Annotated in this window: 24 protein-coding genes and 1 other annotated feature; of the genes, 14 read left to right on the top strand and 10 right to left on the bottom strand. The window is 37.7% G+C overall.

The genetic code is table 11. The features are described from left to right. Window positions 1-60: 60 nt before the first annotated feature. Complete coding sequence (locus tag PTQ27_RS02465; protein ID WP_273749635.1) at window positions 61-795, bottom strand: glutathione peroxidase; 735 nt, start codon at window positions 793-795, stop codon at window positions 61-63. 117 nt (window positions 796-912) lie between these two features. Here PTQ27_RS02465 and oxyR point away from each other — a divergent pair, with 117 nt between their 5' ends. Then, window positions 913-1797: a DNA-binding transcriptional regulator OxyR gene (gene oxyR, locus PTQ27_RS02460; protein ID WP_273749636.1), complete on the top strand. Its 885-nt coding sequence runs from the start codon at window positions 913-915 to the stop codon at window positions 1795-1797. A gap of 2 nt (window positions 1798-1799) precedes the next feature. Then, the gene (fabR, locus tag PTQ27_RS02455; RefSeq protein WP_273749637.1) at window positions 1800-2426 is read left to right on the top strand and encodes an HTH-type transcriptional repressor FabR; all 627 of its coding nucleotides are present in this window, start codon (window positions 1800-1802) and stop codon (window positions 2424-2426) included. A gap of 49 nt (window positions 2427-2475) precedes the next feature. Here the strand turns inward: fabR and PTQ27_RS02450 are convergent, their stop codons facing one another. Beyond that, window positions 2476-2775: a DUF4298 domain-containing protein gene (locus PTQ27_RS02450; protein WP_273749638.1), complete on the bottom strand. Its 300-nt coding sequence runs from the start codon at window positions 2773-2775 to the stop codon at window positions 2476-2478. 76 nt (window positions 2776-2851) lie between these two features. Between PTQ27_RS02450 and PTQ27_RS02445 the strand changes: the two genes are divergently transcribed. From PTQ27_RS02445 to PTQ27_RS02435, 3 genes are all read left to right on the top strand, one after another. Next, window positions 2852-3202: a hypothetical protein gene (locus PTQ27_RS02445; protein ID WP_273749639.1), complete on the top strand. Its 351-nt coding sequence runs from the start codon at window positions 2852-2854 to the stop codon at window positions 3200-3202. A 98-nt stretch (window positions 3203-3300) separates the two neighbouring features. After that, window positions 3301-4461, top strand: coding sequence for a cytochrome-c peroxidase (locus PTQ27_RS02440; protein WP_273749640.1), 1161 nt, complete (start codon window positions 3301-3303; stop codon window positions 4459-4461). An 8-nt stretch (window positions 4462-4469) separates the two neighbouring features. Beyond that, entirely contained in the window at window positions 4470-5192 is a 723-nt protein-coding gene (locus PTQ27_RS02435) for an MgtC/SapB family protein (protein WP_434802818.1), read from the top strand. Window positions 5193-5242: 50 nt separating this feature from the next. On the opposite strand, the gene mobA is transcribed toward PTQ27_RS02435, so the two are convergent. Beyond that, window positions 5243-6310 carry a molybdenum cofactor guanylyltransferase MobA gene (gene mobA / locus PTQ27_RS02430; RefSeq protein ID WP_273749641.1) on the bottom strand — a complete coding sequence of 356 codons (1068 nt, stop codon included), beginning with the start codon at window positions 6308-6310 and terminating at the stop codon, window positions 5243-5245. Between the two features lie 100 nt (window positions 6311-6410). Here mobA and PTQ27_RS02425 point away from each other — a divergent pair, with 100 nt between their 5' ends. The 4 genes from PTQ27_RS02425 to PTQ27_RS02410 all read left to right on the top strand — a co-directional run bounded on the left by PTQ27_RS02425 (window position 6411) and on the right by PTQ27_RS02410 (window position 8798). Then, a complete protein-coding gene (locus PTQ27_RS02425; RefSeq protein WP_273749642.1) occupies window positions 6411-6680 on the top strand; it encodes a YihD family protein in 270 nt (89 codons plus the stop codon). A gap of 43 nt (window positions 6681-6723) precedes the next feature. After that, entirely contained in the window at window positions 6724-7362 is a 639-nt protein-coding gene (gene dsbA / locus PTQ27_RS02420; RefSeq protein ID WP_273749643.1) for a thiol:disulfide interchange protein DsbA, read from the top strand. Between the two features lie 99 nt (window positions 7363-7461). After that, window positions 7462-8502: an LLM class flavin-dependent oxidoreductase gene (locus PTQ27_RS02415; protein ID WP_273749644.1), complete on the top strand. Its 1041-nt coding sequence runs from the start codon at window positions 7462-7464 to the stop codon at window positions 8500-8502. Between the two features lie 2 nt (window positions 8503-8504). Beyond that, complete coding sequence (locus PTQ27_RS02410; RefSeq protein ID WP_273749645.1) at window positions 8505-8798, top strand: YfcZ/YiiS family protein; 294 nt, start codon at window positions 8505-8507, stop codon at window positions 8796-8798. Window positions 8799-8871: 73 nt separating this feature from the next. On the opposite strand, the gene srmB is transcribed toward PTQ27_RS02410, so the two are convergent. Further along, window positions 8872-10200 carry an ATP-dependent RNA helicase SrmB gene (srmB, locus tag PTQ27_RS02405; RefSeq protein ID WP_273749646.1) on the bottom strand — a complete coding sequence of 443 codons (1329 nt, stop codon included), beginning with the start codon at window positions 10198-10200 and terminating at the stop codon, window positions 8872-8874. Window positions 10201-10344: 144 nt separating this feature from the next. On the opposite strand from srmB, the gene PTQ27_RS02400 reads away from it, so the two are divergent. After that, on the top strand, window positions 10345-10608 hold the full coding sequence (locus PTQ27_RS02400; RefSeq protein WP_273749647.1) for a GrxA family glutaredoxin: 264 nt from the start codon (window positions 10345-10347) through the stop codon (window positions 10606-10608). 62 nt (window positions 10609-10670) lie between these two features. Here the strand turns inward: PTQ27_RS02400 and PTQ27_RS02395 are convergent, their stop codons facing one another. The 4 genes from PTQ27_RS02395 to PTQ27_RS02380 form a co-directional block, all read right to left on the bottom strand. Next, complete coding sequence (locus PTQ27_RS02395) at window positions 10671-10763, bottom strand: methionine/alanine import family NSS transporter small subunit (protein WP_273749648.1); 93 nt, start codon at window positions 10761-10763, stop codon at window positions 10671-10673. Beyond that, window positions 10763-12283, bottom strand: a complete 1521-nt coding sequence (locus PTQ27_RS02390; protein ID WP_273749649.1) for a sodium-dependent transporter — start codon at window positions 12281-12283, stop codon at window positions 10763-10765. Before PTQ27_RS02390 ends, PTQ27_RS02395 begins: the two co-directional genes overlap by 1 nt. A gap of 331 nt (window positions 12284-12614) precedes the next feature. Next, window positions 12615-13904, bottom strand: a complete 1290-nt coding sequence (locus PTQ27_RS02385) for an HlyC/CorC family transporter (protein WP_273749650.1) — start codon at window positions 13902-13904, stop codon at window positions 12615-12617. A gap of 119 nt (window positions 13905-14023) precedes the next feature. Continuing rightward, window positions 14024-14818, bottom strand: a complete 795-nt coding sequence (locus tag PTQ27_RS02380) for a cytochrome C assembly family protein (RefSeq protein ID WP_273749651.1) — start codon at window positions 14816-14818, stop codon at window positions 14024-14026. Window positions 14819-15041: 223 nt separating this feature from the next. On the opposite strand from PTQ27_RS02380, the gene yceD reads away from it, so the two are divergent. Genes yceD through plsX form a run of 3 tightly spaced genes read left to right on the top strand, consistent with a single transcriptional unit; the run spans window position 15042 to window position 16803 of the window. Then, window positions 15042-15566, top strand: a complete 525-nt coding sequence (gene yceD / locus PTQ27_RS02375; protein ID WP_273749652.1) for a 23S rRNA accumulation protein YceD — start codon at window positions 15042-15044, stop codon at window positions 15564-15566. 16 nt (window positions 15567-15582) lie between these two features. Then, a complete protein-coding gene (gene rpmF, locus PTQ27_RS02370; RefSeq protein WP_005598552.1) occupies window positions 15583-15753 on the top strand; it encodes a 50S ribosomal protein L32 in 171 nt (56 codons plus the stop codon). A gap of 18 nt (window positions 15754-15771) precedes the next feature. Beyond that, window positions 15772-16803, top strand: a complete 1032-nt coding sequence (gene plsX / locus PTQ27_RS02365; protein ID WP_273749653.1) for a phosphate acyltransferase PlsX — start codon at window positions 15772-15774, stop codon at window positions 16801-16803. A gap of 29 nt (window positions 16804-16832) precedes the next feature. Here the strand turns inward: plsX and hisD are convergent, their stop codons facing one another. Further along, window positions 16833-18116: a histidinol dehydrogenase gene (gene hisD / locus PTQ27_RS02360; protein ID WP_273749654.1), complete on the bottom strand. Its 1284-nt coding sequence runs from the start codon at window positions 18114-18116 to the stop codon at window positions 16833-16835. 144 nt (window positions 18117-18260) lie between these two features. Then, entirely contained in the window at window positions 18261-19160 is a 900-nt protein-coding gene (hisG, locus tag PTQ27_RS02355; RefSeq protein ID WP_273749655.1) for an ATP phosphoribosyltransferase, read from the bottom strand. Between the two features lie 35 nt (window positions 19161-19195). Then, window positions 19196-19322: a sequence feature (His leader region), on the bottom strand. A 196-nt stretch (window positions 19323-19518) separates the two neighbouring features. On the opposite strand from hisG, the gene PTQ27_RS02350 reads away from it, so the two are divergent. Continuing rightward, a complete protein-coding gene (locus PTQ27_RS02350; RefSeq protein WP_273749656.1) occupies window positions 19519-20376 on the top strand; it encodes a phosphoribosylaminoimidazolesuccinocarboxamide synthase in 858 nt (285 codons plus the stop codon). The last annotated feature ends 42 nt before the right edge of the window (window positions 20377-20418 follow it).

Below are 20418 nucleotides of genomic sequence, written 5' to 3'. Positions count from 1 at the left end.
ATAAAAACGGGGCTTTTGCCCCGTTTTTATTTAACTTTTACAAGCGGTTATTTTTACAAATTATTTTGCAAAATATGCTTCTAGCTCTTCGCTACCGCCAATATGTTTACCACCAATAAATACTTGTGGTACAGATGTTTTACCTGTAATTGCACGCACAGAGATTGTACTTGCATCACGGCCTAAAACGATTTCTTCAAAAGTGTAACCTTTATCTTTTAATAAAGCTTTTGCTTTTGCACAGAATGAGCAACCTGGTTTAGTAATAATTGAAACAGACTCTTTTGGTGCCCAGTCAGGTTTTAAATATTTAATCATTGTATCTGCATCAGATACTTTGAATGGGTCGCCTGGTTCTTGTGGTTCAATGAACATTTTTTCTACCACGCCATTTTTAACTAGCATAGAATAACGCCAAGAACGCTTACCAAAACCTAGGTCATTTTTATCAACTAATAAACCCATACCTTCTGTAAATTCACCGTTACCATCTGGAATTACAGTAATATTTTCAGATTCTTGATCTGCTTTCCAAGCGTTCATAACAAAGGTATCATTAACAGACATACAGATAATGTCATCTACACCTAATGCTTTAAATTCACACGCTAATTCGTTATAACGTGGTAAATGCGTTGATGAACAAGTCGGAGTAAATGCACCTGGTAAAGAAAATACAACAACGGTTTTATTATTAAATAATTCATCAGTTGTAACTTCTACCCACATATCGCCTTGGCGAGTTTGGAATGTAACATTTGGTACTTTTTGACCTGTCATATCTTTAAAAGACATTCAATTTTCTCCTATAATTTTTAGTAATATTGTAAAAAGCGACGCATTGTACTCTCAAATATGGCATAATTCAGCCTATTTAATTAATAGGAAAAAATATAATTTGGAGATATCATTTTGAATATTCGAGATCTTGAATACCTTATAGCCCTTGCCGATCATAAACATTTCCGTCGAGCGGCTGAATCTTGTAATGTCAGCCAGCCAACATTAAGTGGTCAAATTAGAAAATTAGAAGATGAATTAGGCACTATTTTACTTGAGCGAACAAGCCGTAAAGTGTTATTTACTCAAGCAGGCTTAACCTTAGTTGAGCAAGCTAAACTGGTGTTACGAGAAGTTAAAGTCTTAAAAGAAATGGCTAGCAACCAAGGAAAAGATATGTCTGGACCACTTCACGTTGGTGTGATTCCTACATTGGGACCTTATATCTCTCCAATTATCGTACCTAAATTAAAAGAAGAGTTTTCTGATCTAGAACTATATATTTATGAGCTGCAAACAAATCAATTATTAGATCAGCTTGAATCCGGTCAGCTTGATTGCGGTATTATTTCATTTGTAAAAGAAAGCGAATCTTTCATTGAAGTTCCTATCTTTAATGAAGAAATGTATTTAGTCGTACCAGAACAACACGAATGGGCCCAACTCGATAAAATAGATATTGATTTACTAAAAAATCGTGAATTACTCTTCTTAGACGGTGGGCACTGTTTACGCACTCACACATTAGATTATTGCTTATCTATTGGTGCAAAAGAAAATCCACATTTCAAAGCAACGAATCTGGAAACATTACGTAATATGGTTGCCGCTAATGTTGGTTTAGCAGTGATTCCTAAACTAGCTGCTAAGCCAACCGAGGGAGTTCGCTATATTCCATTCGATAATCCAAAACCATTCCGTGAGGTAGGTATGGTTTATCGCCCAGGTTCGCCGTTACGGGCTCGTTATGAACGCTTAGCACAATCAATTATGCATATAATGAAAACAGAGGTTTAAATATGGCTACCGGGGTTAGTGTACGGGCAATCCAAAAAGAAAAAACTCGTAGAGCTTTAGTCGAGGCGGCATTTAATCAACTTAGCCCTGAAAAAAGTTTTTCTAATCTAAGCTTAAGAGAGGTTGCCAGAGATGCGGGGGTTGCTCCAACCTCATTCTATCGCCACTTTAAAGATATGGACGAGCTAGGCTTAGCAATGGTTGATGAGTCAGGTCTATTACTACGCCAATTAATGCGTCAAGCACGTAAACGAATTGCAAGTGGTGGCAGTGTTGTAGTGGTATCCGTTGAAACATTCTTTGAATTAATTTCCGACCGTCCAAATGTTTTCCGTTTATTATTACGTGAAAGTTCTGGAACCTCTCAAGCGTTTAGAACTGCCGCCTCTCGTGAGATTCAGCATTTTGTTGCCGAATTAGCCGATTATATTATGGGTAAAGATAATTATTGTAACCGTGAAATAGCCTATATTCAGGCAGAAGGGCTTGTAACACTAGTGTTTACTGCTGGCTCTCACGCTCTTGATATGAATAATCAAGAAAGAGAACAACTTAAACAACGTGTTATTATGCAGCTAAGAATGTTAATTCGAGGCTCCACTTATTATATACAAGCATCAAACACCTAGAATTAACCTCTTTTGATAAGAGTAGAAGCAACAAAAACCTTCGTTTCTTCTACTCTTTAGCCAGAATTTTTGTGACGACTTTTAAATACTCGATGGCTAATTGATGCTGTTCGGCTAATGCATTCCATACCGCATCTTCTGATAATACACTGTAATGCCCTTTAGTCTCTAAAGGCTCATCAAAACTATGATGAAGCTCCTGCCATTCAGGTGTAGAGTAGAATTGATTAAGTGGCTCTAATAGCTCGTTTGCTTTTTTCCACTGAGCCAATCCTTTTTCTAATTCAGGCAATAAATCCATCCATTCATTGTATAAATTTTGCATTTCTTGAATATTAATTTTTTTCATTACTATTCCTTAATCTATTATTATAATTTTGTGCTAAACTAGCTAAACTTCCATTTCTATTTCCAGAATATATTCAATGAAAATTTTAATTTCCGTTTTTTGTTTATTTCTAATTAGTGCTTGTGTACAACCAACTAGTTTTAATAAAGGGTTTGCAAAAGATAACAAAAATATAACCGCTAGTAAAAAACAGTTAGAATATTCAAAAGATACTCTAATTATATTCTTTGATGCAACCGTAGGTGATCAACATTTAACACAAGCAATTAAAGATGTGAAAGCAAACATTATTTATCGCTATGGTATGATGAATGGTATGGCAATTAAGATCGATGAAAAGGCTAATTTAGAACAATGCTTAAATTACTTTAAATCCGTGAAAGGTGTGCTAAGCGTTGAAAAAGATTACGTTACAATAATTAATTAAGAATTGACTTCAATCAATAGACTACTACTATCTAGGTAAGATTTATTTTTAAGGGCATTTTAGAATAAAGTAAAATCAATATATGATGGAATGTTCTTATGGCAAAATTACCTATTTTTTTAAGTTTATTTTTATTATCTAATATTGGCTTTACCTTAGAAAAAGAGCCTCGCACAATGCCTGCTCGAGGTATGGATAAACCATTACTCGGGCAGATTCTTTTCTTTGATAATATGCTCTCATTGCACGGCAGTCAAAATTGTTCTAGCTGTCATAATCCTGATAAAGCGTTTATTGATGATCGCAATACACCTGCGAATGGGATTGTATCGCAAGGCGATGATCCAACTAAATATGGCAAACGTAATTCGCCAACTATGCTTTATGCAAAATATTCTCCTGATTTCCATTTTGATGAACAAACAAAAGAGTATATTGGTGGGCAATTCTGGGATGGGCGAGCAAAGAACCTAAAAGAACAAGCAGGTATGCCGCCAATAGACCCAAATGAAATGGGAATGCCAAGTAAGTTAGAAGTCGCCAAACGCTTATATAGTCTGCCGATGTACCAACGTTTTTTAAGCCAATTTTATGGTGCAGAGGTATGGAATAGTTATGAGAGCGTTTATGCTGCAATGGAAGATGCCATAGCCACTTTCCAGCACGAGAAAAAACTGCTTGCCCCTTTTGATTCCAAGTATGATTTATACCTAAGTGGTAAAGCAACATTAAGCGAATTAGAAGAAAAAGGCAGAAAATTATTTTTTGATAAAAGCCAAACAAATTGCAGCAGTTGTCATCAACTTCAAAGCAATGCTAATCATAAAGAAGAAACATTTACCAACTACCATTACTATAATTTAGGTGTGCCAAGTAACCCTAAACTTATTGAAATTAATCAATTTGAACCTGATTTTGTGGACTTCGGCTTATTTGAAAACCCTTATGTTAAGGGAGATGAAAAGCAAAAAGGGAAATTTAAAACCCCAACATTACGCAATGTTGCCGTAACCGCACCTTATATGCACAATGGTGTTTTTAAAAATTTAAAAACCGTACTGTTATTTTTAGACAGCTACAACAACCCAGCACGCAAAATAAACCCTGAAACAGGAAAACCTTGGGAAAGGGCTGAATTTGAGCCGACTATTGCTCACGAAAAATTAAAAGCAAAACCATTAACAGATGATGATATTCAAGCATTGGAAGCCTTTTTAAATACGCTTACCGATGAACGCTATCAGAAAATTAAACCTTAAGGAAAACTATGCCCGAGTGGAATATGATTGCTGACACCCTTAACCAGCAAATCAACTTTGATACTATTTTAAAAATCTCTCTTGCTTGCTTATTCGGCGGTATTATTGGGCTTGAACGTGAGAAAAAACGTAAGCCTGTTGGGGTAAAAACCTGCCTGATCATTACAGTGGTTACTTGCTTATTAACTATTGTTTCAATTAATGCTGCAGAATATTATGCTTCAATGTCTGAAAACATCCGTACCGATCCAATGCGACTAGCAGCACAAGTAATTAGTGGCATCGGTTTTATCGGCACTGGGGCAATTATGCATAAAACCCGTGATGCCGTTTCGGGCATTACCACCGCCGCAATGATTTGGGCATCTGCCGGTATTGGTATTACCTTAGGTGTAGGATTTTATGCCGATGCCTTTTTTGCCACCATTGTGATTATGTTAGTGCTTAAATATAGTTCCCGCTTACGCATTCATAAACAAGAAGCACTGCACAGAGTTACAATTCGCTTAGAAGTGAAAGATATGGAATATTTGCCTTTGGTAACGCAATGTATAGAAGATGAGCTATTAAGCGAAATTAATGCAATAAACATTAAAGAACAAGAACGAGAATTGCTTGAATTAACCATTAATGCGAATATTCCAGATAATCTTCAAGCCTATAAAATATATCAAACTATTCGCCAAATTGATGGCATTTATAAAGTCGAAATCAAACATATCATTGATTAAAACGTACTATTATAAAGGGAGCTATTCATAAGCTCCCTCCACAAATATGGTTATAACCAACCTTTTATAAAACTAGCTATCTGCTCAATATTATTAATATCTAACACATTTTCTCGTGCTAATGGGTAATCTGTTGCGGTGGCGATTGTCCATCTATCAAGCTCTGGCAAGGGCTTTTCGATTGCTTTTCGATGAAGTTGGATTTTGGGCATTTGCTCGTGTTTAAAGCCTTCCACCAAAACCAAATCAACCGCAAGCGGGTCAAATTTTGTAATTAATTGCGAAAATTCGACCGCTTGTTTGGTTTCTGTCATCAATGCCCAGCGTTCATCACACACTACCATTGTTGGGTTTGCCCCAGCTTCTCGTAAGCGGTGGCTGTCTTTGCCTTTTTTATCAATATCCACATTGTGATGGGAGTGTTTAATCAAGCCGACACGCACCCCGTAAGCGGTTAATTTTGGAATTAATTTTTCCAATAATGTGGTTTTTCCCGTACCACTGTAACCCGTAATTGCCAGCGTTTTAACGGGGAATTCGGTTAAGCTATTCAAATCGTCTAATGTATTAAAATTGCGAAATGCCGATTTTTGTTCGGAAAAATCAACCGCTACACTTTTCTGTGATTGGAAAAACCAAAAGAGACGACGCTCGCCAGAAGCTAAATAATCTGCTAATGCCTCTTTTACCGAATGATGCACTAAGGCAAAAGTAGGGTGAGCTCGCTCACCATCGTGCACATAAGCGATCTTGGCGTCATTTATACGCAATGCGGTATGCAATTTTTGCAATAAATTGCTTGGAAGAAACGGGGTATCGCAAGGCACAAAAAGTAAATAATCACTATCAATCTGCTCTAAACCGGTCAGCATTCCGCTTAATGGCCCTTGGAAATCAGCTAGGCTATCTTGGTAGTATGGTAAGTGTGGAAACTGTTGTTCGTATTGTTCTAACTCTCTATTAATATTGAGCCAAATACTCTCAACTTGTGGCGAAAGCCTTTCTAAAATATGGGAAATAAGTGGCTTTTGATTAAAAAGTTGCAACCCCTTTTCCACTCCCCCCATTCTGCGAGCTAGCCCACCTGCTAAAATAACCGCTGAAATCTTATCTACCATATTCTCCACTCTGAATTTTTTGCAAAAACTAAGCTAAAAGTATATTATTCCGCCTAAGTTTCAACAAGATTTTAAACAATATTTTTTAAAGAGGCGAATTATGAAATGCAAACGTTTAGAAGAACTGCTTGAATTATTAGGCGAACATTGGCGTAAGAATCCCGATTTACATTTAATCGATATTTTACAACAACTCTCTGTTGAAGTTGGGGAGCCTGATAACTTCGCGGCATTACGTGATGAAGTGTTAATCTATCAACTAAAAATGCGAAATGCCGATAAACACGAGCCAATTCCAGGTATTAAAAAAGATTATGAAGATGATTTTAAAACCGCTTTATTACGTGCTCGTGGAATTTTAAACGATTAATGTTGTCTTAATACTTACTTATTTATTTTGAAGGAATCATTCAATGAAAAAATTTTCATTAAAAACTGTTTTTGTGGCACTTTCTGCACTTTGTGCATTTAATACAACCGCTTTTGCAGCAGATCCTGTTGAAGGCAAAGAATATATTGAAGTTCGTAAAGCACCATCTGCACAGAAAGAAGTTGTTGAGTTTTTCTCATTTTATTGTTCACATTGCTATAATTTTGAACTCTCTTATAAAATCCCAAGCCAAATCAAAGAGCAATTACCAGATGATTCTAAATTAGTACAATATCACGTTAATTTCTTAGGTCGCCAGTCTGACAATTTAACACGTGCTTGGGCATTAGCTATGGCCTTAGGTGCAGAAGATAAAGTAAAAACCGCTTTATTTGAAGGTGCTCAAAAAGATGCGTTTAAATCAATGGACGATATTCGTGCGGTATTTTTAGCAAATGGTATTACTGCTGAACAATTTGACAATGGCATTAACAGCTTTGCAGTGAATGGCTTATATAACAAGCAAGTACAGCTAGCCGATGATTTCCAAATTCGTGGTGTGCCAGCCTTCTTTGTAAATGGTCAATATCAAATTAATACGGAAGGCTTTTCAGATTCAAACTCTACTAACGATTTCATCAAACGTTATGTTGATGCCGTTATATTCTTGAGTAAAAAATAAACATCACTCTACTTTATATAGATGCTGAATAGGTAAATCCAATTCAGCATTTTTTATCTATTTCTTAATTCTTAAGATATCATTTTTCAGGAACATACTATGACCAAATTATCTATTCTAAATCTTGTCCCTATTCGTGAGGGGCAAACCACAAAACAAGCGGTCGATTCTATGCTGAAATTAGCAAAACACGCTGAACAAATCGGCATTGAGCGTTATTGGATTGCAGAACATCACAATATGCGAAACCTTGCCAGCTCGGCAACACAGCTTCTTATTCAACACACATTAGCCAATACTGAAACCTTAAGGGTTGGCTCTGGTGGGGTAATGTTGCCAAACCATAGCCCTTATATTGTGGCGGAACAGTACGGCACACTAGAAACTCTTTACCCAAACCGAGTGGAACTAGGTTTAGGCAGAGCACCGGGAACAGATATGCGTACTGCAACTGCTTTACGCCGTAATGCCCAAAGCTTGCCTTTCCCTGATGAAATTACTGAATTACGTGGTTATTTTGAAGGTACAAACCCTGTTTCAGCTTACCCGGCTCAGGGATTAGATGTTCCATTCTATATTTTAGGATCTAGCCCAGAAAGTGCTTATTTAGCGGCAGAACGAGGATTACCTTACGCATTCGCTTCACACTTCGCTCCACGCTTTATGGATGATGCCGTTGCTATTTACCGTGCAAACTTTAAACCTTCAGCGGTTTTAGATAAACCTTATGTAATTTTAGGAGTAAATGCGATTGTAGCGGAAACCGATCAAGAAGCAGAAAAGCTTGCGACAACCCAAACACAATTTTTCTTAAATGTGGTAACTAATGCACAACAAAATTTACAACCGCCGGTTGAAAATGATGATGCAGTATGGGAAAACTTTGTGAAAGCAGAAATTGTGCCTCATTTCGGCCCCGTTGCTTTCCAACAAAATGCGTTGTACAACCAAGAAAAAGCAGTAGTTAAGCAAATGACAGCTTGCTCATTAATCGGTAGCCAAGCAAGCGTTGAACAGCAATTAAAGGTATTAAAAGAGCGGATAGAAATTGATGAAATTATGGCGGTAAGCTATATTTTTGATGAGCAAAAACAACATCAATCTTACACTTGGTTAAAACAAATTACAGATAAGGTGTAGCAATGAGCAAAACAATGCAACAAAAAGCGGCAGAGGCACATAATATGTGTAAATTAAAAGGCGATTCAATGCTAGATAACGCTGAGCGTCAAATTGCCTTTGAAGCCGTGTATGATAGTGAAGAACAAGCTCAACAAGCGGTCGAATTTTTTACACAAAAAGCAAAATCAGTTGAAACTGAACCTTGCGAAATAACAAGTGAAATTAGCCAAATTGAAGAGGGGTTCCTAATGAAAATGTGGATAACCTTTAGCTGTCAAGCGGAAGTAATTTTATTTCAAATGGCAGTGAGATAGAGCATAAATAAAGCGGTTATTTAAAGTCTGTTTGCAAAAACATTCAAAAAATAACCGCTTGTATCTATTAAGATTATTTCGCTACTTTTGCTTCATTTGTTGGCTTACGACGTTTGCCGATATTCTTAGTGTCTTTATGGCGAGCTTTCACTTTTTGTTTAGCTGCCTCTTTTTTCACTTCTTTTTTCTTTTTAATACGGGCTTTTTCTTTTTTCGTGGTCGTATTTAATTCGCCATCTTTAGGGGCTTTGGTACGAGGTTCTAATCCTTCTACAACTCGAGGCTTTAACGCTTCTTCCGTATAGCGTTTAATTTTTCCTAATAATTTATAATCGTGTGCCTCGACTAATGAAATAGCCGAGCCTTTCTTGCCTGCACGAGCGGTACGCCCAATACGGTGTAAGTAAGTATCTGCACTGTAAGGTAAATCGTAGTTAATCACAAAATCCACATCATCAATATCAATACCTCGGGCGGCGACATCAGTGGCTACCAACACATTAACCACACCTTCTTTTAAACGGGCAATAGCTTGATTACGTTGGGTTTGAGCCATTTCTCCCTCAAGGTAGGTTGAACGTAAGCCACGTTTACGCAAGGTGCCACTCAGTTCCCTCACATCTTCACGACGGCGAACAAAGACAATCGCTTTTTCAACGGAAAATTCACTGATAATGCGTGCTAATAATTTGGTTTTATGCTCCACATTATCGGCGTGATAATACCATTGTTGAATTTTTTTACGCTCACGACGGCTTGGTTCGGCATCCACTTTGATAGGGTCATTTAAGATACGGTTAGAAAAATCCTCTAACAACTCTCCCTCAAGGGTCGCTGAAAATAACCACGTATGTTTACGCCAACGGGTTTCTGCTGCAATTTTCTCAGCATCTTGCCCAAAGCCCATTTGCAACATTCTGTCGGCTTCATCAAAGATCAACACTTCAACTGCACGACAATCAAAATTCTCTTCTTTGATATACTGCATTAAACGACCTGGGGTCGCGACCACAATATCCTGATTGCTATTAAATACTTCGCCGTGATTTTGGTAAGCCACACCGCCAGTAATAGTTGCAATGCTTAGCTTGGTAAATGTTGCTAGCTCTTGAGCTTGCTCTGCCACTTGCATTGCTAATTCTCGGGTTGGTGTGAGCACTAAAATGCGAGGTGCACCGGGCTTACGGCGTGGATAATCTAATAAATGTTGAATAGCCGGCAGTAAAAATGCTGCCGTTTTACCTGTACCTGTTGGGGCTGAGCCGAGCAAATCACGCCCTTCTAAAGCTGCTGGAATAGTGGCTTGCTGAATTGCCGTTGGTCGGCTGTAACCTTTTTTAGCTAAGGCTTTTAATAATTGAGGGCTTAAATCAAGTTCCTCAAAGCTCAATAATTGAGTCATAATATCTTCTCTACTAAATAAATTTTGCGAAAGTATATCACATAAGTGCTTAGATGATTGTGAATAAAGTTATCCTCAAATTTGCAAAAGATTGTTAGAATAAGATCGCTTGTTAAACCTATTAACTTTATAGAAGGAAGAATTATGTTTGTTGAAATTTATGGTCGCTTATCTTGCCCATACTGCGTACGTGCAAAAGCATTAGCTGAAAAAATGAAAAATGAATTAAGTGATTTTGATTTTAAATTTATTGATATGATCGCTGAAAACATTTCAAAACAAGACCTAGAGCCTCGTGTCGGCAAACCTGTTGCAACAGTACCGCAAATTTTTGTTGATGATGCTCACGTTGGTGGCTGTACCGATTTCCAAGCTTTTGTAAAAGAAAAATTTGGGATTGAAGTCTAATTCAATGCAAACGACCGCTATTACAAGCGGTCGTTTTTTTTATGTTATTTTACTAACAACTGTTACTCTTTTGGTAAACGTCTAACGGCAAACATTAACCCGCCCCAAATAATAGATAGTGCTACAGCCATCATAATAATTGCAGGTGTACTCATTATTGCCCCTCCTTAACTTCAAAATGTCCTTGGTTTTTCCATTTCATACGTGAAAGTAAGAAAGCACCAATAACTAAGCTTAATGCCATTCCCCAACCAAAAATATTAACGAACCAAGATGGATAACCTTCGTACCCTTCTTTAAATACTTTGTTAATTTCACTAAAGAGCATAAAGGCAAGAATACCTGTTGTTACCACTATGCATAAACGCCAGATAAAGCCAACTTTAAATGAAGAGGTTTGGTTTAAGTGATCGCCTAATACACCTAATTTTTCACTTGCTACAATCACAACTAATGAGAAGAATGCTACCGCAACAATACCGAAGTAGTTTACAAATTTATCAAACACATCAAGCATTGGTAAGCCTGTAGTTGTACCAAATAAGAATACGGAAACAATCATCATTGGCACGCCAACAATAAAGGTTACTTTTGCACGGTTCATACGTAATTTATCTTGTACTGCCGAAATGATTACCTCAATGACAGAAATAAATGACGTTAATGCAGCAAAGGTTAATGAGCCGAAGAATAAGAAGCCTAATACTTCGCCAAATGGTGCATTGTTAATAATGGTTGGGAAAGCAAAGAAAGCTAAACCGATACCACCTTTTGCAACTTCACTAACTTCTTGTCCAGCTGCTGTTGCCATAAAGCCAAGGGCTGCAAAAACACCGATACCGGCTAATACTTCGAAGCTACTGTTTGCAAAACCGACTACTAAACCTGAGCCAGTAAGATCTGAATCACGTTTTAAGTAAGATGAGTAAGTGATCATAATCCCGAAACAGATTGATAACGAGAAGAAAATCTGACCGTAAGCGGCAATCCATACACTTGAATCTGACAATTTAGACCAATCTGGGGTAAATAAAGCGTCTAAGCCTTTTGATGCACCCGGTAAGAATAACGCAGACACCACCAAGATCATAAACATCACAACCAACACCGGCATTAAGATATTTGCTGATTTTGAAATCCCTTTTTGCACGCCCAAGGCTAACACAATAAGGGCGATTAACCATACGGCAATAAGCGGGCCAACAACCATTCCCACAAAATCAAAACTCACACCATTTGCAATATCGCCCATTTTTAAGAACTCGTCAATAAAGAACTCGATTGGTTTATCTCCCCAAGCTCCGCTAAATGAGAAATAGGTGTAGCTTGCCGCCCAGCCTAGCACAACTGCATAATATAAACCGATAATGACATTAACTAATACTTGCCACCAGCCAAAAATTTCAAACTGTGGGCTGAAACGACGATATGATAATGGAGCACCTGCACGGTGGCGGTGTCCGATTGCATAATCTAAAAAGAGTAAAGGAATACCCGCTGTTAAAAGTGCAACTAAGTAAGGAATAATAAATGCCCCACCGCCATTTTCATAAGTTGTATAAGGGAAACGCCAAATGTTTCCTAAACCAACCGCAGAACCGATTGCCGCTAGAATAAATGCTTTACGTCCAGCGAAGGTTTCACGATTATTTGCCGTTGTTGTTTTCGTTGCCACGGAAATACCTCAAATTATAAAGTTTCTATAAAGTTAAATTTATTAAATGTAATTTAATCACATTTGAGATGCGAATATGCACAAATTCAAACAGAATGTAAAGCGGAAAAATATTGGATTACCGCCTAAAACACCACATATCTCAATATATAAAACTATCAGACCCATAAAAACTCAGAATAAAGCTCTAAAAAAACAAACCAAACAGATAAATATAAATAAAAACAGTATTTAAAGCAGAATAAATTATTTATATTATTTGAAACAAAAAAATAACACATTAGCGATGTCGCCAATGTGTTATTTCTAATATTAAATTACTTTAAAAATACTATTCAGATATAGCTTCTTCTTTTGTTTCAACCGCTAAATATTCAACTTTAGCTTGTTTTACCATATTTTCTGCAACTTCAAGAATCGTTACTTTTAAATTATAGAGTTCGAACTCCATTCCCTCATTTGGAATCTTTTCCAGATGTTCTAAAATTAAGCCATTAAAGGTTCTTGCTTCTTCAAGCGGTAAGTCCCACGCAAATAATTTATTTAGATCACGTAAATTAGCCGAACCTTCAATAATGACCGAACCATCTGATTGTTGCTGTACTTCTTCCTCAAGGGTAGGGGCAGAAGAAGTGGTAAATTCACCAACAATCTCTTCTAAAATATCCGCAAGGGTAACTAAGCCTTTGATGTCACCATATTCATCTACAACTAAGCCGATTCGCTCTTTATTCGCTTTGAAATTCATTAATTGGGTTGTAAGCGGTGTGCCTTCTGGAATGAAATAAACTTCATCAATAGCACGAATCAGCATTTCTTTAGTAAATTCGTTTTTTTCTAACATTAGGCGGAATGCTTCTCTCACCCTTAGAATACCAACGATATTATTATCCATATCGCCTTTATAGATGATCACTCTTGCGTGTGGTGCGTGATTAAGCTGACGCATAATGGCTTTCCAGTCATCGTCAATATCAATTCCACTAATATCATTGCGTGGCACCATTATGTCATCTACCGTTACCTTTTCCATATCAAGAATAGAAACTAACATATCTCGGTGTTCTGCAGGCATAAATTTCCCCGCATCTAATACTACGCTACGCAACTCTTCTGCACTAATCCCTTGTTTATCATTTTTTTGGATACGGAGTAATTTCATTAATGCCGTAATAATCATATTCATTAAAAATACGATTGGATTAAGCAGTTTTTTAAGTGGTGTTAGTACAAAGCTTGCTAAAAAACCTACTTTTTCAGGATAAATGGCCGCCACGGTTTTGGGTAGGATTTCTGCAAAAACAAGCATTACAAAGGTTAATAAGCCAGTTGCAATCGCCACACCTGCCTCGCCAGAAAGTTGCATACCAATCATCGTAGCAATAGCAGAAGCTGCAATATTAACAAGGTTATTACAAATTAAGATAAGGCTAAGCAGAACATCGGTTCTGGCGAGTAATTTTTCCGCTAACTTTGCACCTTTATGCCCTTGAGCAGCAAGGTGTCGCATTTTATAGCGGTTTAAAGACATCAGAGCGGTTTCTGAACTTGAAAAGAAAGCAGAAAGTACTAGAAGAATAGCTAACGAAATAAATAAACTACTCAGGGGAATACTGTCCAAAATTGAATTCCTATATAAATTAATCATAAAGCTATCTAAGTGCTAAATAACAGCTTTAGATAGCTCATCTATTTTAGCCGACTTGCAAAAAATTCGGCTTTTTTAACCGCTTGTTACGGTTAATGAATAAAACGGCTGCCAAAATAGCCGATAGTGAGCAACATAATACCCGAAATTGAATAAATAAGCACCCGTTTTCCTCGCCAATGTAATTTCCACTGACCCAGTATTTGAATACTATAAACGACCCAAGCTAAACTTGAAAAAATCGCTTTATGTATATGCTCTGGAGCAAAGAAATTATGCAAATAAACCATTCCTGAAATTAAGGTTAATGTAAGCATCACTTGTGCGGCTACGGTGAGCGTAAAAAAGTGTCTTTCCACCGACATTAATGGTGGCAAAATAGCACAGAAAAACATTTTTTTGCTTTTTAATTTATGATCTAACCACTTAAGCTGAATAGCATAAATTAAAGCAAGAAAGAATAATGCATAAGAAAACAGAGCTATGCCTAAGTGAAACAGTAAGCCTGTATTTTCTTCTAAATTGCGGATAAAACTACCTTGCACAAAACCTGCCACTGCCACACTACAAATTGCAAAAGCATAAACAATAATTAATGGAAACCAGGCGGTTTTCCATTTAGGTAGAGCAAAGGTTACGCAAGCTGACATAATAAAACTCATCAGCGAAATAACATTCGTTACCGTAAAATTCTGCCCACTAATTAGCAATAGCTCATTGTATAAAGTTGCACTATGCAAAATAACGGCTAATAAGCCAAACCCAAATACTAAACTAATATTCGGTTTTTTGTTTTCAAGCGTTGTATTTTCCAAATTTACTAACGTTGGGGCAACCCAAAGCAAAGTTAAGGAATAAGCCACGATGGCTAAAATAGGGAGTAACATATTTCTCGAGTCTCGCCAAAATAATAAATAAGAATAATTTTCAGAATTCTAATCAAAAGTATCAGTTTTAGCTAGTTTTTGCTATGGTTAGATAACAAATTCCCTAGAAAAACACTCTCTTTTTACCTTAAGTCAAAAAGTTAGCTTGGTTTAATGAATATATTTAGCAAAAAAATAATTTTCCTTTGACTAATTTGCTTTCAATCTGTAATATTCACACCCTATGCAAAAGGTAAAACTACCCCTTACTATTGACCCTTATAAAGACGCTCAGCGTCGAGTGGATTATGAAGGCTACTTTTCAAAAGAACTTCTAAGCCGTTTGGGTGAATCAGTATGTAACGTGCTAAGTGATGCACAAGTTACTCTATCGTTATATGTCGATCCGCAACGTCTAACTGTAATTAAAGGTACAGCCAAAGTTGATGTGGAGCTTGACTGCCAACGTTGTGGTAACCCGTTTACACAAACGCTCGACTGTTCATTTTGTTTCAGTCCGGTGTCTAATATGGATCAGGCGGGCATCTTGCCCGAAATTTATGAACCTATCGAAGTAAACGAGTTTGGTGAAGTAAATTTACTAGAAATGATTGAAGATGAATTTATTCTTGAATTGCCTCTAGTCCCGATGCATAGTGAAGAACACTGTGAAGTGTCCGTGAGTGAACAGGTATTTGGCGAATTGCCCGAAGAGTTGGCAAAAAAACCAAATCCGTTCGCAGTATTAGCTAATTTAAAGAAAAACTAGATCTAGGAGAAAGCCCGTGGCTGTTCAACAAAACAAGAAATCTCGTTCACGTCGTGATATGCGTCGTTCACACGATGCATTAACAACAGCAGCAGTTTCAGTAGATAAAACAACTGGTGAAACTCACTTACGCCACCACGTAACTGCTGACGGTTACTACCGTGGTCGCAAAGTAATCAACAAGTAATTCCTTTCGAGGCATCTCTTGAGTGATATCACGCTAGCGTTAGATGTGATGGGCGGGGACTTTGGTCCCCGTGTTACTATCCCAGCACTTGCAAAAGCGTTAAATCAAAATCCGACACTCTCTTTTCTATTATTTGGTGATGAAAACCAGATAACACCACTTTTAAAAAAGTATTCCCTTACTAATCATCCCAAAATCCAAATTCAACATACCGAACAGATTATTGAATCTGATGTGCCTTTTTCTACGGCAGTTCGCCAAAGTAAAAATAGTTCTATGCGTTTAGCTCTTGAAGCGGTTAAAGAAGGCAAAGCACAAGGCTGTATCAGCGGTGGAAATACGGGAGCGTTGATGGGATTAGCAAAATTATTGATTGCACCTTTACCTAATATTGAGCGACCTGCCCTAACCTCGTTAATTCCAACAATGAACGGGCAATCAACGGTTATGTTGGACTTAGGGGCTAATATTGATGTAAGCAATCACCAACTTGTTCAGTTTACCGAAATGGGGAATATCTTCGCCGAAATAATGCTCGGTTTGGTTTACCCTCGCCTTTCATTACTCAATATTGGTACAGAGGAAAATAAAGGTACAACACAACTAAAAGAGGTTCATCAATACCTTAAAACTCGACTTGATTTGAACTACATCGGTTTTATTGAAAGCGATAAATTAACCAGCTACCTCACCGATGTCATTATTTGCGATGGCTACACGGGTAATATTGCTTTAAAAGCCCTTGAGGGTGCAGCTAAAAATATTATTTCCTTATTTAAGAAAGAAAAAGCAGATTCAAATATTTGCCGCAGTGCCAAAAGCTATTTATTAAAAGCGATTTTTTATCGCTACTACCGCAAATTACAAGAAATCAACCCAGATCGTCATAACGGAGCCACCTTGCTTGGCTTATCCAAAGTTGTAGTTAAAAGCCACGGTGGAGCAAATGCTAATGCCTTTTACTATGCGATTGACTATGCAATCCAACAAATAGAAAACGATATTCCTAATAAGATTTCACAAGGCTTGAGCCAATTAGATAAAAAATAAGCGGACTATTTAGTTCGCTTATTTTCTATTTACCCTTTCAGTTTTGAAACACGTAAACTTACTGCATTGCGATGTGCTTCTAGCAGCTCAGCTGTTGCCATTCGCTCAACAGTTTCGGCAAGATTAAGAAAGCCCTGAGGCGTCAATTCTTGCACAGTCATTCGTTTACTAAAATCCGCTAATCCTAGGCTTGAATAGGTTTTAGTATAGCCATAAGTCGGTAGAACGTGATTAGTACCACTGGCATAATCTCCCATTGATTCCGGCGAGTAAGCTCCTAAGAAAATCGAGCCGGCATTATCCAAATCAGCTAATAGTGAGCGAGCATTTTCTGTTTGCACAATTAAATGCTCAGGTGCATATTCATTGCTAATTTCGACCGCTTGTTTAAGATCTTTTGCAATAAAAGTACGGCTATGAGCAAGGGCTTTACGAGCGGTTTCGCCACGAGGCAATACAGAGACCTGTTTTTCCAACTCATCATCTACCGCTTTTGCTAAATCTTCGCTTGGTGTCACTAAAATCACTTGCGAATCTGCCCCGTGTTCCGCTTGGGAAAGTAAATCACTTGCCACAAATGCAGGGTCGGCAAATTTATCGGCAATCACTAATACTTCGCTTGGGCCTGCCGGCATATCAATAGCTGTACCTACTTGTACAACTTGACGTTTTGCTTCAGTAACAAAAGCATTGCCCGGGCCGAAGATTTTATCGACTTTCGCAACAGTTTCAGTGCCATTTGCCATTGCGATAACGGCTTGAGCCCCACCCACTGCGTAAATGGTTTCCACACCGCAAAGATTAGCGGTATAAAGAATTTCATCTGCAATCGGCGGTGGCGAGCAAAGTACAATTTTCTTACAACCGGCAATTTTGGCAGGAATGGCAAGCATTAACACCGTAGAAAAAAGCGGAGCCGAACCACCCGGGATATAAAGCCCCACCCGGTTAATTGGGCGGGTAACAACTTGGCAACGTACTCCTGCTTGAGTTTCGATATCTACTTCTTGATTTTGCTGTGCTTTGTGAAAAGTCTCAATATTCGCTTTCGCATTTTGAATTGCTTGTTTTAATTCAGGTGAAATACGCTTTTCTGCTTCACTAATCTGTGTTTGTGAAACAATCAAGCTATCTAATTTTACCTTATCGAATTTCTCACTTAGCTCAAATAAAGCACGGTCGCCGTTTGCCAATACGTTGGTTTTAATCTCATCTACTGCTTTTTTGATACTGTCGCCGATAACTTGTGCTGGGCGGGAGAGGTATTGCTGTTTTTCGGTATCTGTTAAGTTATTCCAAATTAGGGTTTGCATAGGGTATTCCTTTTCCCCTAGCACGGCAAAGCCGTACTAGGTTACGTATGATTAAGCCACTTTGTGGCTATTCTAAAGTTTCTTTAAATAATGTTCTAAAAACAATTAAGCCAATAGATTTCTTTGCATAAACAAACTAATAAATTACGCTAACATTTTCTCAATAGGTAACACAAGTACAGAACTTGCCCCCATTTCTTTTAATTGTTCCATTGTTTCCCAGAACAGATTTTCTTGGCTTACTACGTGCATTGCGACTCGAGTTTGGTCATTCGCAAGTGGGAGGATAGTTGGGTTTTCAACACCTGGTAATAATGCAGTAATTTCTTCTAATTTATCTTTTGGTGCGTGTAACATAATATATTTTGATTCTGCTGCCTGTTGAACCCCTTGAATACGAGTAAGTAATTTATCCACTAAGGCCTGTTTCTCTGCAGAAAGTGGCTCTTTACGTTGAATCAAACACGCTGTTGAGCGGTAAATCACTTCTACCTCTTTTAAGCCATTTGCTTCTAAGGTAGCACCAGAAGAAACTAAATCGCAGATAGCATTAGCAATCCCCGCACTTGGTGCAACCTCTACCGAGCCGGTTAATAAGATACTTTTAAATGGCACCCCCTGCTCTTTCATATAGCGTTTTAGTAAGTTTGGATAAGAGGTTGCAATGACAGAATTAGAGAGATCTTGAATATTGTTATAGCTGTGATCACGATCGATTGCTAGCGATAAGCGACAACCGCCAAAATCTAATTGGCGAAGTTTTTTATATTCTACCTTTTCACCTGCAGCCAAACGTCCTAACTCTTCTTCTTCCAACACGTTTTCGCCGATAATGCCGAGATCGACCACACCATCAAAGACTAAACCCGGAATATCATCATCACGCACACGTAAAATCTCAATCGGCATATTTTCCGAATAAGCGATTAAACGCTGATCATTCCAAATAATCTTTACCCCACACTGTTTAAGTAACTCACTACACTCTTTACTTAAACGTCCTTTTTTCTGCATTGCAATTCTTAAACGATTTTGTGTTGCCATTATTGTTTCCTTCTTGATTTTTTAATTTTAAAGATAAAGAAAAACCCTCTCAGAATAGCTTCCGAGAGGGTTAAATTTATATTGCCTTATGCGTACTCGGAAGTCTTATCTTCCGCACACACCAAATGCCCGAAAGATTATTCAGGAAAATGATGGTGATGATGAGTACGAATAATTGTCATAAAATGGTCTCTAGTTAATATTTAAACTACATTGTTTAGGAATTTACCCCTAAATATTTTGGTTTGCAAGTCTTTTTTCTAAAAATTTCTCAAAGAATAAATTATCGCAAACGTTTGCGTAAAGCGGTATAATTTAGCCAATTTTTTACAAATTCAATAAAGTAGGAATCTTAACTATGCAAATCAGCTTAAAAAAAATCTATTCAGGTAAAGTGCGTGATCTTTATGAAATTGATGAGAAAAGAATGTTAATGGTTGCCACCGATCGCTTATCTGCGTTTGATGTTATCTTAGATGATCCTATTCCTCGCAAAGGCGAAATCCTTACCCAAATTTCTAATTTCTGGTTCAATAAACTTGCCCACATTATGCCAAATCATTTTACTGGCGATAGCGTCTTTGATGTGCTACCCAAAGAAGAAGCTGAAGCTATTCAACACCGTGCAGTTGTGTGCAAACGCTTAACACCCGTTAAAATCGAATCTATTGTGCGTGGTTATTTAACTGGTTCTGGTTTAAAAGACTACCAACAAACCGGCACAATCTGTGGCTTAAAATTACCAGCAGGTTTAGTTGAAGCAAGTAAATTGCCGCAACCTATTTTTACCCCTTCAAGCAAAGCAGAAGTCGGTGATCACGACATCAACATTAGCTATGCAGAGTGCGAACGTCAAATTGGCATAGAACTTGCGGCTCAAGTGCGTGATGCAGCCATTAAACTTTATAGCGAAGCGGCTGAATATGCCCTAACTAAAGGTATTATTATTTGCGACACTAAATTTGAATTTGGCTTAGATGAAAATGGTGTGCTAACTTTAATGGATGAGGTTTTAACCCCAGATTCAAGCCGTTTTTGGTCGGTCGAAACCTACCAAGAAGGCACAAATCCACCGTCATTTGATAAACAATTTGTGCGTGATTGGCTAGAAAACAGCGGTTGGAATAAACAAGCTCCTGCACCCAAAGTGCCTGCTGATGTAATTGAAAAAACCGTTGCCAAATACCAAGAAGCATTGGATTTATTAACAAAATAAGATATGTATCGACACTTGGCACGCATTTGCGTGCCAAGTCAT

The sequence above is a fragment of the Mannheimia cairinae genome, assembly GCF_028649535.1.
Lineage (GTDB): Bacteria > Pseudomonadota > Gammaproteobacteria > Enterobacterales > Pasteurellaceae > Mannheimia > Mannheimia cairinae.
Note: the sequence above shows the minus strand (reverse complement) of the source record. Positions and strands in the feature narration are given on the sequence as shown.

What these genes read in the sequence shown, in the direction of transcription:
- PTQ27_RS02400 (WP_273749647.1), top strand. Translation starts at nt 10,345, where the DNA reads ATGTTTGTTGAAATTTATGGTCGCTTATCTTGCCCATACTGCGTACGT.
- PTQ27_RS02445 (WP_273749639.1), top strand. Translation starts at nt 2,852, where the DNA reads ATGAAAATTTTAATTTCCGTTTTTTGTTTATTTCTAATTAGTGCTTGT.
- PTQ27_RS02450 (WP_273749638.1), bottom strand. Translation starts at nt 2,775, where the DNA reads ATGAAAAAAATTAATATTCAAGAAATGCAAAATTTATACAATGAATGG.
- srmB (WP_273749646.1), bottom strand. Translation starts at nt 10,200, where the DNA reads ATGACTCAATTATTGAGCTTTGAGGAACTTGATTTAAGCCCTCAATTA.
- fabR (WP_273749637.1), top strand. Translation starts at nt 1,800, where the DNA reads ATGGCTACCGGGGTTAGTGTACGGGCAATCCAAAAAGAAAAAACTCGT.
- PTQ27_RS02350 (WP_273749656.1), top strand. Translation starts at nt 19,519, where the DNA reads ATGCAAATCAGCTTAAAAAAAATCTATTCAGGTAAAGTGCGTGATCTT.
- PTQ27_RS02440 (WP_273749640.1), top strand. Translation starts at nt 3,301, where the DNA reads ATGGCAAAATTACCTATTTTTTTAAGTTTATTTTTATTATCTAATATT.
- mobA (WP_273749641.1), bottom strand. Translation starts at nt 6,310, where the DNA reads ATGGTAGATAAGATTTCAGCGGTTATTTTAGCAGGTGGGCTAGCTCGC.
- yceD (WP_273749652.1), top strand. Translation starts at nt 15,042, where the DNA reads ATGCAAAAGGTAAAACTACCCCTTACTATTGACCCTTATAAAGACGCT.
- PTQ27_RS02380 (WP_273749651.1), bottom strand. Translation starts at nt 14,818, where the DNA reads ATGTTACTCCCTATTTTAGCCATCGTGGCTTATTCCTTAACTTTGCTT.
- PTQ27_RS02395 (WP_273749648.1), bottom strand. Translation starts at nt 10,763, where the DNA reads ATGAGTACACCTGCAATTATTATGATGGCTGTAGCACTATCTATTATT.
- PTQ27_RS02415 (WP_273749644.1), top strand. Translation starts at nt 7,462, where the DNA reads ATGACCAAATTATCTATTCTAAATCTTGTCCCTATTCGTGAGGGGCAA.
- PTQ27_RS02410 (WP_273749645.1), top strand. Translation starts at nt 8,505, where the DNA reads ATGAGCAAAACAATGCAACAAAAAGCGGCAGAGGCACATAATATGTGT.
- PTQ27_RS02465 (WP_273749635.1), bottom strand. Translation starts at nt 795, where the DNA reads ATGTCTTTTAAAGATATGACAGGTCAAAAAGTACCAAATGTTACATTC.
- hisG (WP_273749655.1), bottom strand. Translation starts at nt 19,160, where the DNA reads ATGGCAACACAAAATCGTTTAAGAATTGCAATGCAGAAAAAAGGACGT.
- PTQ27_RS02435 (WP_434802818.1), top strand. Translation starts at nt 4,470, where the DNA reads ATGCCCGAGTGGAATATGATTGCTGACACCCTTAACCAGCAAATCAAC.
- hisD (WP_273749654.1), bottom strand. Translation starts at nt 18,116, where the DNA reads ATGCAAACCCTAATTTGGAATAACTTAACAGATACCGAAAAACAGCAA.
- PTQ27_RS02425 (WP_273749642.1), top strand. Translation starts at nt 6,411, where the DNA reads ATGAAATGCAAACGTTTAGAAGAACTGCTTGAATTATTAGGCGAACAT.
- dsbA (WP_273749643.1), top strand. Translation starts at nt 6,724, where the DNA reads ATGAAAAAATTTTCATTAAAAACTGTTTTTGTGGCACTTTCTGCACTT.